Raw genomic sequence first — 12,110 nt, 5'->3', positions numbered from 1 at the left:
CTCGTTCGGAACGCAAGTAAAATCGCGAACGGGAGAGCTATGTGGTGATGCCTGGTCCCGGGAGGCGCTGTCCCAGACCCCGTATCCGGACCTGAAGAATGACACCAGACCAGCCGCGCCCATTGGTGCGCCGTGGCAAACGCACCCTCACACCCGCCATGCTGGCGGCGCGCGAGGAACTGAAAACGCCTGTCCCCGCCTGGCCGGGAAAATACGAACTGCTCAACGTCCTGCGCGCTCTGCCCACTGCGTTGCAGATCGGTCGGAACGCGTATCATCTGCTGATCCGGATGGTGGAAAAGACGACCCCGGAGGCCTGGGTCGAGGGTGTCCCCTTCATCTACGCCCATAATGCCACGCTCATGGCCTGGAGCGGCCTGTCGCTGAGCGGGTTGCGTAGGGCCATCCGGGAACTGGCGGACGCCCGTTTCCTGGTTGCCTCAGATGGCCGGAACGGTCAGCGTGGCCGGCGCTGGCAGGGAACGGATGGGGACGTGGTGGTGGGGTTCAGCCTTGCGTCCCTGCGCTATCGCTGGCCGGAGTTGCAGCAGCAGCTGGAAACTGAGCGGCGACAGCGCGCCGAAATTACGTTCCTGCGGGACGCCATTGCGGATCTGTATGACCAGGTGCGGTATCGGGCGGAGCAGACCGGCCGGGAAGAGACCATCGTGGCGGCCGCGCGGCTGATGCGCCTCAGACGGCAGACACTGAGCCTTCAGACGCTACAATCCTATCACGAGGCCATGACAGACCTCTGGCGTGATCTGCCTGTGGAAAACCCTGCGGATAAGGAGGCTCTGGAGCCGCAGAAAACTGCGTCGTGTATCCCAGAAGTGGCACCCATGGATGCCAAAACTGGCACCCACTATACAGAGTCACTTAACACTCAAAAAACTCTTTCTGTTGATGTAGCGGCTCAACGCCGCATTTGCATTGAAATGCTGCGGTGTGAGGATCAGGATCTTCCCACGCTGAACACTGACCGGGTGGCCACATCGGCGCTGCGGGGATTCAAGGGCACGTCGCTCCTCTACATGACCGTCTGCCCGTCACTGCGGGAGTTCTGTCACACGGACAGACCCTCACAGGACGAACTGGCGGATGCGGCCCGTCAGCTGTCCGGCCGGATCGGGATCACCTGGGCCAGTTGGAAACTGGGCTGCACGGTGCTGGGGGTCTATGAAGCCTCGGTGACTGTCATCATCATGGCGGCCCGTCTGGACCAGGGCGAGAGTATCCGCTTCCGGGATGCGTATTTCCGCTCTCTCATCGAACGGGGAGCCAGGCACCAGCTTCATCTGGACCGCAGCCTGCATGCCTTGCGCCAGCAGGCTCTCAAAGGCACGATGGAGGCGGGCATCCGGCCCAGTGTCACTCACCAGGGATCCGAGTATCATGTCTGAGACGCATTCTGCTCCGACCACCACATCCGTCACCAGGCTAGGCCTGGAACGTCGGGCCGAGCGTACGATCGAGACGCTGCAGGCCCAGCAGATCGACTGTGACACCGTCCGGCAGGCGCTGTTCCAGTCAGGTCTGAGGGCTCCGCGCAAGGCAGAGACACTCCGCAGGGATGGGGCGCGTGGTCTGCGGCAGGTTCTGAGCGATACGGGCTATGACTACGGGGATGTCACCAGTGCTGACGAACTGGAGGCCCGGTTTCGGGAATGGCTGCAGCCTATTGTGGAGCAAAGCCTGACGGAACTGTCGGCCGCCCGGGATGCGCTGTTCTGGCAGGAGCAGATCAGAGGTCAGACGACCGTGGAACAACGCCTGCGTGACCCGACCTATCGCCAGGAGGCCTATGCTGCGGGTGAGACGATTTCTCAGGCCTGGTTCCATAGCCAGTGGTTACTGGGAGCCTGGGACGCCATTGCCGGAATCATGGCAAAATTCCGGGCCGGAACGCTGAAGCCGCCAGTGCAGAATGAATTTCCGGCAGCACCGTCAGATACCCGTTGCACGCTTGCTGAGCAGAATGTCGTACTAATCAGTGCATGGAGCAATGCGGCATTACGCAAAGGTTGATAATTTTGAAAATCACCACACACATGGGTATTGTTAGAAACAATGAAAGGAAATAAATATGGGAGAAAGAAAACAAAAACAGATAAGTAAGAAAAAATTTCTTGCTTTACCAGAAAATAAGTACTGCTGTTATTGTGGTGAAGTGGCAACAACGGTAGATCATTTCCCACCACGTAATATTTTTCATAATAGGAAGTACCCCGAGGGGTATATATATCCTTGCTGTTTTTCGTGCAATTCATCAAAAAAAAATGATGAACAATCTATAGGTTTTATATTGTCCCTTATGGATTGGAATATGGAAGAAAAAGAAGATGATTTTTTAATTCGCTATAAAGCTATTAAAAATAACAATCCAAAGCTTCTTGAGGAATTTCAACAGCTATCTAAAATACAAAGTAAAAAAATTCTGCGCCACCGCCTTGGTAGCCAGAATACAGTTATCAAATTAGGAATGTTAGATTGGACCGTTTTTACTTGTGGTCCAGAGGTAACCCGGTTGTTGAATGAATTATGTGTCTGGTTTGCTCAAACAGGTTATTTTAAACACAATCTAGAAATATTCAGTGGTGAAGTAATTTCATATAAAATTCCCAGTGAATACGTTAACGAACAGAATTTTTGGAATATCATCGAAAAAATGGTTGGAATTCCTATAATTGTTGAGACAGGTCATAATATATCTAACCAATTTTTTTATAGGTATTTTTCTACCAAAGGAGGTTTTTTTTCAATTTTTCAATTTGGAGCGCCTCAGTATCTTTTCTTAATCTGCGCTCTTTCAGAACGTCATACTCCAACATATTCAGATCTACCTTCCGGATGGTCTCGTTCAGGACCAATTGGACCGAAAATTCGGTTTGATAATTAATAGAATTTTTTATAATTATATAAATACAATAGATTCCGATTTTTGTATCCTAAACCTGTGAGGTGATAATGTCAGAATTCGAACTAAAAATTGTATCACTATCAATGTATAAAAAAATAAGTCACATCTCAAGTAACGACCTGGATAAAGCAAGATTAGAAATATCCCGTTTGACAAATGCAGATTACCCAAATAGTTTTTATAAAAAGAATTTATTTTGGAAAAATGATTATAAGAATGAAATAAAAAAATCTATAATAGAAATTAATAAGTTTTCATGCAATATTTTAGGTTGGGAGTTTGATGAAAAATTCTTAGAAATAGATTCTGATATTATAAAATTTATTGAAGATGAAGAAAAAAGAAGGAGCTATGAATAAAATAAATTGTAAACTAAGAGTTTTTTTAAACCACTTTTCTTATCATTATGCCCCAATAAGAATTGTGATCTGATGTCACAGCTTTTCAAGCTGGTCTGGACGCATAAAACTTTCTGTCGGCGTGAGGCGCTGCTTGGATGTGGTAGTTACCAACGCACACACTGCCCAACAGACTTTACGGAGGTGGAGGGTTCGAAAAACCCTCTGGTATTGAGGTCTGCTCTGTGATTCCATTTTCCTTGCGTTGATTGGAGTATGGATCATGAAGCAGGCGGGATTTTTTGACGTTGAAGAGCGGCTTGCTCGGCTGAGCGGGCTCGGTGATCAGCTCGAAGCGTTTTCCCGGACTGTGGATTTTGAAGTCTTCCGCCCTGACCTGGAGAAGGCTCTGGCGTATTCTGACGGAAGCAAAGGCGGACGACCGCCATTTGATCCGGTGCTGATGTTCAAAATTCTGGTGATCCAAACGCTCAACAATTTGTCTGATGAGCGGACGGAATATCTGATCAACGATCGCCTCTCCTTTATGCGTTTCCTTGGGCTGGGACTTTCAGATCGGGTGCCGGATGCCAAAACGGTCTGGCTGTTTCGCGAGCGTCTGACCCAGGCGGGTGCGATCGATGGGCTGTTCAACCGCTTTGATGCGACCCTGCGCAACGCCGGGTATTTGCCGATGTCAGGCCAGATCCTGGATGCCACACTGGTAGCGGCTCCAAAGTAGCGGAACACCAACGCAGAGAAAGCCGATCTTCGGGAAGGACGTATTCCTGAAGACTGGCAGGACAAGCCGTCAAAGCTGTCGCACAAAGATCGTCATGCGCGCTGGACGCTAAAGTTCACCAAAGCGAAGCGGCAGGATGATGGAACCATGCCATCCAGTGATCTCGCCATCCCGTTCTTTGGCTATAAATCGCATGTTTCCATCGATCGGAAATACCGGTTCATCCGGAAATGGAAAACAACGCATGCCGCCGCCAGTGATGGCGCGAGATTGAGAGAGGGGCTGCTGGATAAAACCAATACGGCCTCAAGTGTCTGGGCTGACACGGCCTATCGCTCAAAAGCCAATGAAGACTTCATGGAAAAGCAGGGATTTGTTTCCAAGGTTCATCGCAAAAAGCCGCATCTCAAGCCTATGCCCCGGCATATCCAGAAATCAAATGCTGGAAAGTCGGTCATCCGCTCGCGTGTCGAGCATGTCTTTGCCGATCAGAAGTCACAGACGGGGCTGTTTGTCCGGACTGTCGGTATCACCCGAGCCACCATGAGGAGCGGCCTGGCCAATATCGTCTACAACATGCGCCGCTTCCTCTTCCTCGAAAGATTGAACGCGAGCGCGTAGTCATTCAGCAGGGGACAACACTCGATCTGCTCAAAACGCAGATCGAATGCTACCCCAGATAGCGTCAATCAGAACGCCAAAAGCCCAAAATCAAAACCAAGGTACATCAACCAATAGTTCTTCGATCCCTCCACCTATCAAAACAGACGGTTTCTTATTATTCTCTATTATCAAAATATTTCAGGAAACTTATTTTTATCACCCAAGCAGCAATCTGATACGCTGCCGGATGGCCTCAAGCTCTTCTGGTAAAACTTTGCCTTTGAGCTTTGCCTTTCTCACGCGCCAATCCAGACTTCTGAGCTGATCTGACAAAACCACACTGGCAGTTTTTCCAGTCAGAGCCACTTCAAAGGGGTAGCCTTTGATTTTGGTCGTTGTCGGACAGCACAGCATCATTCCAGCTTTAGCGTTATAACTGGCGGGGCTCAACACAACAGCAGGCCGGTGTCCTGCCTGCTCCCTGCCCGCCTGCGGATCAAATTCCAGCCAAACGATGTCCCCGCAATCAGGAACCCAAGCAGTCTTTACTTTGGCACTCACCAGCTTTCACCACCCACAAACGGACCAAAGTCCATTTCATCATGGCGGTTCTCGGCCGTAATACCTGACACTAATTCTTCCAGTTTGAGAGGAACTGCTTTGACTGGCTCAATGATAATCCGTCCATCTTCTTCCCGCACATCGACGGCCTGATCGATCTTCAGACTGACGGCTTCAAGCACACCAGCGGGAAGACGAATGGCTGCACTGTTTCCCCATTTCCTGACAACGCCTTGCATGATGACATTCCTTACTTAAAGTTTATACGTCGTATATACATCATATTCCCACCAGAGCCCAGACAAATCCCTCTCTTGACTGCCCCACGGGTTTGCCCGCAGAGTGAACCCGCAGTCACCATGCGAAGGATGATTTCATCTGAAATTATCGTTCTATTTCAGTGGTTTGCCTTTCTGGTTGCGACCAAAGCGAGCGGGTTCGAGTCCCTCAGACTTTTACGCTACAGCCTTGAAAAGACGCCATAAAACCGGATTTTGATGGGTGAACGGGACTTTCCCGGTTGTCTTCCCAGTCTGGGAACTCACATGCTGCGTCTTATCGGCTCTCACTACCACTTCCGCCGTGCCGTCCCCGTAGTGCTGCAAGCCTGCCTTGGCAAAACAGAAATCTCCCTCTCCCTGCAAACCGAAAGCAAGTTTCTGGCCCGCCAGAGAGCAGCGGCTCTTTATGCCCGCACAGGTGAAGTCTTCCATAAAGCCAGAACCATGCAGGGCCGGTTCTCAGGCAAGGAACTGTCCTCCCTCCTTACCTTCCAAAGCCCGGTGACGCTGGAGCCTGAGGTTTTGGCTCAGGAAGAGGAGGCAACCTCTACCCCCAAACGAAAGAACCTCAAACCGAGGGAAAAGCTGACCCGTAAAGTCTTCAGGAAGCCTCGTAGCGCCAAGAAGACACCACCAATTCTTATGCTGTCCGATGCCCTGGAGCAGTTTGTCTTGAGCAATCCCAAAGCCAGCACAGACACCAAAGAAGCAAGCAAAAGAACGGTTGCCCTTTATATCCGGGCTTTTGGGGATACGCCTGTCAGTGACATAGGCGGCAGTCAGGCCGGGGCTTTCCGTGACCTGCTTCTTGCCCTGCCAGCAACACTAGGCAAGGGCAAAAGCAGTCTGACGCTGCAACAGGAGGCACAGAGGGCCAAGTCTGATGGTCTCCCGACCCTGAGCAATAAAAGCGTTAAGAACCACATGCTCCGCCTGTCCGCCTTATGGAACCAAATGCTGCAAAGAGAACTGGTGGCGAAGAACTCGTGGGCTGGCTGGCACTTTGAAAGTTCCCCCAAGACCGTGCGACGAAGCTGGACACCAAAGGAACTGGCACTACTGGCCTCTGCTTCATGGCATAGCGCCTTGGTGCCTGAACCCACATTCCGGCTCGTGACCCTTATCGCTGCCTATACCGGCATGAGACTGGGGGAAATCTGCATCTTACGGAAAGAAGACCTGCAAACCATTGAGGGTGTCCCCTGCTTTCTGGTCAGACCTCATACTGAAGACGGTTGGTCGCCAAAGACTGAGGCTGGCACCCGTGTGATACCCCTACACTCCAAGCTGATTGAGGCCGGTGTGGTGGCCCTCAAGGACAACACCGAAAGCGATTACCTCATACCCGGCCTTGATGGGTCAAAACAGAAAAACCGAGGGGCCACATTGAGCAGGGCTTTCTCTCAACTCAAGACCCGCCTTGGCCTGCCAGCAGAAATCACATTCCATTCCTTCCGTCATACGGTTTCCACACAACTGAGAAACGCCACAACTGACATCCGGGAAATCTGGATAGACCGGCTCCTTGGTCACGAGGCGAGTCATAGAAGTCAGGGCACCACCACCTATCTGACCGGCATTTCAATAGCCAATCTCAGGCAGACAGTAGAAGCCATAAGTTACCCAGAAACAGCCTTCAAAAAGGAAACGTTTTAAAAAGGAGCCAGCAGTGCTCAATGGCTACCCATTGAGCATCTGGCAAGGGGGAATTCCTCCCCCGTTGACCCCCTAAAACACAGAAAAATAAGGTTTCATTTAATGATTGCTTACACCTTCAAACCGGTCGTTCAAGCGTCATTCACGCTTTCCCAAGGACAGACATATATTAGGAACCCGATTTTAGATTTAACTTAGCCAGTCAGGAACTGGCAAGTCGGAAACAATCAGCGGAGAAAGTAGTTCTTGGCGTTAAAAGCGGCCTATTCTTTCTCTATTTAAGCACCTACCTGCCGATCTTCGATCAAACGCTTACAAAGCACGTCACTGATATAGACGAGTTGTGAATCAACATTCCCAGAAGGGTCAAATAATACCCCGCCGTAATTCGCATCCTCAGTGAAAAAACCAGGTTTAATGGTTTTAAACCTGATAGGAATTACTTCGTTGCGACCAAATCGCTCGCGGAACTGATCACTTTCAAATTTTGTCCAAATGCGTGTCGGGTAATCAGGAGATTGAATTACTACTACGTATTTCGCTTCACTCCTATAGATCGGTGCCAGATAATCTTCCACGTTCTGTGCTATGATGCGGTGCTGTTCACTCTCATCATAGAATACCGAAACTTCTCGCGCGGTTAGGCTTTCGTAGAGCTTCTCTGCAAGATCGCGATCAGCCCCAGCAAAAGAGAAAGCAAAGTCATATTTATTGTAGAAATAATTACCTTTATATCCGACTTGCTCAGTGAATACTCTCCAAATAACGTTTTTTAGATAAAATATTAGTTTTGGGTCTTCCACACTTAGAATGCCTGTCGAGGGTTCAAAATAGAAATATGGCGATAAAATATCAATCTTTTCCGGATCATTCAGTAAGGCTTGTAACCAACCCTTTTCTATAACCTGACTGATACTGCTCTTCATTTCAGGATGCTTTGTCATCATTTCCTGCAAATCAAGCGACCACTCGTTGCTTTCAGAGAGCCAGCGCAAGATATGAAGATAAGGTGCACGTCCCTCTTTTCGCAACCGAGAACCTCGTGCAAATGTTATGGCAGCATCTTTAAATTGCCGCGAGAGATCAATCATCACATCTTCCAGAGCGGCGTTAAGTGATGTTTTGATTTCTGTAAGTCCGCCCTGTGTCTCAGTGATACCATTCAGAATACACATCTTATAACATAAGAGTTGGACTATCTGAAAACTTCCTTGTGATATACGCACCAAGTCATCCAGTGTGGGTATTTTTACTTTGAGGGCAGCTTCTCCTTTCTCTATAACCTTTTTTAATATATCATTTGGAGTTGTTTCCAGCCGAAAAATATCAATCCGAAGGCCGAGATCGTGGGCGAATTTGACCAGTTGCTGCCCTGCCTTATTGATGCCAATTAGAATCAACTTTGATTGAGTATTCTCAGTTTCAGCAAGTACTTTCATGAAGTCGCTGAGTTTTTGCTTTGTGGCATCCCCTAACCGGTGGAAGTCATCCACTATTACTGTGCCAATGTCATGCATCTCGGGTAGGGCATCAATTACCTCAATGTCGGCAGCTCGACGAGCACTCAAAGATGTAACAGAATCGACGATTTTTAATTCAGCGAGAACGCGAGTAACAGTAGTAGTTTTCCCAATTCCAGATGGTCCTTCTAAAACCATACAACGTCCAGCGGTACGCATTGAAACTTTTATTTCAGCATACCGCTCTGGCTCAACAAATGTGATCGTCGGTACGCCCGATAGACGAAATACTTCTTCAAGATATGCCATAAACCCGACTTTCATTAAATTTTTCAAATAAAGGTTATAATAATTACAGAAAGCTTTGAATTCCAAACAGAAATGAAATTCAATCTACTATCATTGATACTAAATCCTGGGACAAAGATCAATTTTTATATTCCCACTTCGTCACATCAGACATTCCGCCCTCTCCCTCATCTTTGACATCTAGAGGGGGTTCACAGGAGAGAACAAGGCTCTCCCCCTGACCAGTTTGCAAACCATCGCGACACAACGTATCCGCTGGTTTGCACGGCTCGCTATCCTCTTTTTTGAACGAGCCAGCTTCACGCTATACATAACCCCTTCTCTCTTTTGGCTTGACGCCCCCAGAGTGTTTGACCAGAATTGAAGGCAGAAAATTCAACCAGAAGACCGCGTGTCATTATCCGCTGTCTTTTCAAGGTGTTGCAAGCCTGAGTCCTCAGGTAGGAGCGGGTTCGAGTCCCGCAGTTCAGAAGTGTTCACCCGTTCGATAAACACCTCTGCAAAGAGCCCATCCTGCGTCAGCGCGGCCTCGCCCTGTTTGGCCAACTCCAGACTGGCGAGGAATGATCCTGCAAGTGTTGCCCGTCTGTGCAAATGTCCGGAGTGCCGGTTTTTACTCTCAGGCAACCTCTCCAGAGTTTCCGTGACTGATGCCAGGGGCACTCGGGCCGCCTTTTCCAGCAGACGCAGCACCTGCTCACGGGCGAGTGCCAGGTCCGGAAAATCAAGCGGCATTATCCGCCAGACAGGCAGTTCTGCAGCAGACCCGGCCCGGCCTTCAAAAGCAACCAGGCTTGCCACCAGAAACGCTGCAAGGCTCGTCTCCGCATGAGGCTGTGCAGACGGCGTGCTGGCAACAAACACATCCCGTCCCAGTATAGGGCGCGCGTTGAGCCAGGCGGCCAGAGCCCGGTCCTCTGCACGGGACTGACCCAAAGCCCTTGGTGAGGGTCGGTCAGGCGGCGTTGCGCGCTCGATCTCTGCATGGTCGAGAGAGGCTATGAGATCCTGTGACCAGCGCAGGACAAGACGGGTCAGAGCAACCAGCCAGGTTCCCTTTTCCAGAACCGTGCGGCTTGGGTCAGCAACAAGGGCCTCGAAACGGGTCAGGAGCTGGTCACTTCTCCCCTCGGCAAAACTCCAGCCCTCACCCTCCTCCAGTGCCAGCAGGGTTGAGCCGGGCTCCTCCATCAGACTACCGGCGCAACGGTGAGAGTAAACGTGAGATCACCCCACCTCTGTTGGCACTGGATGATCGCTGCATCAGGAGAGCCGCCCAGGCTGTAAAAACTCCAGTCTGCCATCCCCTGCCCTTTGGGTACAGCAGGATGGTGTGCCGGCCTGTTCCGCCTGACAACACGCCGCAGGGATGAGGCGACCCCCCAGTGCTGACGCAGCCAGGCAAGGGCTTTGGGGTCTGTCTCTCCCGCTTCCAGCAGATCATGCGGAACGGGCAACAGGCGGTTGAGATCAAGCGGGCAGGACATGCCCTCTGCCCGGCGGGCCATGTCATGCGCCCTGGCACGGGCGGCACTCTGCGCAAGCTGACGCGCCAGTGCATGACATTCCCGCACCGAGAGCCCACGCTGCGCCACGGGAACACGCGCCAGCAGAGCAAAGAGGTCTTCTTCCTGCCGCTGCCTGTCAAATACCCAGGGGATCAGACCCGGCCCGCGGGCAGCCTCTTCAAAAGAGCGTAGGCTCTGGACTGGCCCCTGCACGCTCAGCTGGTGGCTGATCCAGCCATCAGGATCATCGGGAACAGATGTCCTGTCCCAGACCCGACGCCCTTGCGGGGCTTTCCGGCGTGGGGATTCTGGCGGGCGGGTACGCTTTCCAGGGGCTGGCAGATGGTCCCAGGGGAGGGACAAAACACGCTCCTCCTGGCTCACAGGCCGAGCTTTCCAGCCGGGCTGTGCCGTAGACGGCGTTCTGTGCGGATATACCCCTGTGTCGTACGGGGGTCACGATGGCGGACATGCTCACGGATGTCGGCTTCGGGTACATCCGCATAATAGGCTTCCGTGATAAAGCCAGCCCGCAACCCATGGGGACTGAGGGTCTGCATGTCCTCGTCACTGAACCCGGCCTGCACGGCTCGCCTGTGAAGGATCTGGCGCACGGCATCGGGATGGAGCGCCCGATCCCCGATCTGACCCCGCGCCTCGACCTTACGAAAGACCGGGCCAGTTGCCTGGCGTACCAACGCCCGCCAGGCCCGCAACGCATACACCGGGCAGGTGGCCGCATGGGCCCCACGGGGCAGGCCAATCGTCACCCCCTCCCCGATCTGATCGGTTTTACTGCTGGCCACCGTCAGGGCGAGACCATCATCGGTTTCAGCCAGATCGGTCATGCGCAAGGCAACCAGTTCTGACCGGCGCAGCGCGGCTGCAAAGCCGATGAGTAATAACGCTCTGTCCCTGACCCCGCAGGGATCCCCACCACAGGTGGCCACCAGACGCTGGATATGGGCAAGGCGCAGAGCCCCGGCTTTTTTACGCGGACGCTTCTGCCGTCTGAGCACACCCCGCAGGGGACCTTGAAGATCGCGATGCCCGCTGTCCCAGGGATGAGCCCCAAAGCGATGCGCCTTGGCGATGGCGGCCAGACGCCTCTGGATTGTGGCCGGGGTGGCAGGCAGGGCCTGAAAGCCTGTGTGTTCACACCAGCTCAGAAAATGCTGCCAGTCTGAACGATAAGCGCGTATGTCGGTTTCCCTAATTGGCGCGACTCACGAGCTGCTAATTTTTGGCACCAGTATTTTGTCTTAGTTAGTGCGACTCAAGCGGCCAAACTGGGGGGGGGAACCGAACGTCTGCTATCTAGGAACGATTACAGGATAACAGACGTTATAGATGTTGTAGATGTTGTAGATACAGAATCGCTCCTCCTTATGATGAACCTGATCCAGCCGACATCTCAGACAGTGCCGGAGCAAAGATAATTCTGGATGCCATCCGCCGGTGTTGGCCATGGGTAGCATCTGTGCGCCGACGGCACCCTATCTCTACTTCGTCCTTGAGATCATCCGCGGCCGCGAGGGCGTGAGAGACGTTGAGGTGCCAGTGGGTCGTGGAGCGAACCTTCGGCTGGATGACAAGCTGCCGGCGTCTGGTCCGGGATTACGAGCGTCGCATCGACGCTTCAAGGGCCATGATTCTCGTTGCCATGGGGCCAATCTCATGCGCGGAAACGCTCACCCGTGATTTTTCAAACAGCGGATTAGGCAAGATAAAT

At 51.9% G+C, this 12,110-nt stretch carries 11 protein-coding genes and 2 pseudogenes; 7 read left to right on the top strand and 6 right to left on the bottom strand.

Features of this window, described 5'->3' with window-relative positions; all coding sequences use genetic code 11:
• The first annotated feature begins 98 nt into the window (after nt 1-98).
• From repC to FLP30_RS13315, 5 genes and pseudogenes are all read left to right on the top strand, one after another.
• Nucleotides 99-1,403, top strand: a complete 1,305-nt coding sequence (gene repC / locus FLP30_RS13340) for a replication initiation protein RepC (protein WP_149280502.1) — start codon at nt 99-101, stop codon at nt 1,401-1,403.
• Complete coding sequence (locus FLP30_RS13335) at nt 1,396-2,028, top strand: hypothetical protein (protein WP_149280501.1); 633 nt, start codon at nt 1,396-1,398, stop codon at nt 2,026-2,028. Before repC ends, FLP30_RS13335 begins: the two co-directional genes overlap by 8 nt.
• Nucleotides 2,029-2,086: 58 nt before the next feature.
• The gene (locus FLP30_RS13330; protein WP_149280500.1) at nt 2,087-2,899 is read left to right on the top strand and encodes a hypothetical protein; all 813 of its coding nucleotides are present in this window, start codon (nt 2,087-2,089) and stop codon (nt 2,897-2,899) included.
• Between the two features lie 68 nt (nt 2,900-2,967).
• Complete coding sequence (locus tag FLP30_RS13325) at nt 2,968-3,279, top strand: hypothetical protein (RefSeq protein WP_149280499.1); 312 nt, start codon at nt 2,968-2,970, stop codon at nt 3,277-3,279.
• Between the two features lie 259 nt (nt 3,280-3,538).
• A pseudogene (locus FLP30_RS13315) lies at nt 3,539-4,621 on the top strand (IS5 family transposase).
• Nucleotides 4,622-4,819: 198 nt separating this feature from the next.
• Here the strand turns inward: FLP30_RS13315 and mazF are convergent.
• Nucleotides 4,820-5,164, bottom strand: a complete 345-nt coding sequence (mazF, locus tag FLP30_RS13310) for an endoribonuclease MazF (protein ID WP_081477885.1) — start codon at nt 5,162-5,164, stop codon at nt 4,820-4,822.
• A complete protein-coding gene (locus FLP30_RS13305) occupies nt 5,161-5,403 on the bottom strand; it encodes an AbrB/MazE/SpoVT family DNA-binding domain-containing protein (protein ID WP_149280497.1) in 243 nt (80 codons plus the stop codon). The genes mazF and FLP30_RS13305 overlap by 4 nt, the downstream gene beginning before the upstream one ends.
• 306 nt (nt 5,404-5,709) lie before the next feature.
• On the opposite strand from FLP30_RS13305, the gene FLP30_RS13300 reads away from it, so the two are divergent.
• Nucleotides 5,710-7,101 carry a site-specific integrase gene (locus tag FLP30_RS13300; protein WP_149280496.1) on the top strand — a complete coding sequence of 464 codons (1,392 nt, stop codon included), beginning with the start codon at nt 5,710-5,712 and terminating at the stop codon, nt 7,099-7,101.
• A 278-nt stretch (nt 7,102-7,379) separates the two neighbouring features.
• Here FLP30_RS13300 and FLP30_RS13295 read toward each other — a convergent pair whose 3' ends face one another.
• The 4 genes from FLP30_RS13295 to FLP30_RS13280 all read right to left on the bottom strand — a co-directional run bounded on the left by FLP30_RS13295 (nt 7,380) and on the right by FLP30_RS13280 (nt 11,397).
• Nucleotides 7,380-8,870 (bottom strand): TIR domain-containing protein, encoded by a 1,491-nt coding sequence (locus FLP30_RS13295; RefSeq protein WP_168200140.1) that lies wholly within the window; start codon nt 8,868-8,870, stop codon nt 7,380-7,382.
• Between the two features lie 375 nt (nt 8,871-9,245).
• A complete protein-coding gene (locus tag FLP30_RS13290; RefSeq protein ID WP_149280494.1) occupies nt 9,246-10,061 on the bottom strand; it encodes a hypothetical protein in 816 nt (271 codons plus the stop codon).
• Nucleotides 10,061-10,741, bottom strand: a complete 681-nt coding sequence (locus FLP30_RS13285) for a hypothetical protein (protein WP_149280493.1) — start codon at nt 10,739-10,741, stop codon at nt 10,061-10,063. The genes FLP30_RS13290 and FLP30_RS13285 overlap by 1 nt, the downstream gene beginning before the upstream one ends.
• Before the next feature lie 17 nt (nt 10,742-10,758).
• The gene (locus FLP30_RS13280) at nt 10,759-11,397 is read right to left on the bottom strand and encodes a site-specific integrase (protein WP_168200139.1); all 639 of its coding nucleotides are present in this window, start codon (nt 11,395-11,397) and stop codon (nt 10,759-10,761) included.
• Nucleotides 11,398-11,742: 345 nt separating this feature from the next.
• Between FLP30_RS13280 and FLP30_RS13275 the strand changes: the two are divergent.
• A pseudogene (locus FLP30_RS13275) lies at nt 11,743-12,079 on the top strand (transposase); the annotation flags it as partial.
• Nucleotides 12,080-12,110 lie beyond the last annotated feature (31 nt).

It is taken from the genome of Acetobacter vaccinii, from assembly GCF_008365315.1.
Taxonomy (GTDB): domain Bacteria; phylum Pseudomonadota; class Alphaproteobacteria; order Acetobacterales; family Acetobacteraceae; genus Acetobacter; species Acetobacter vaccinii.
Note: the sequence above shows the minus strand (reverse complement) of the source record. Positions and strands in the feature narration are given on the sequence as shown.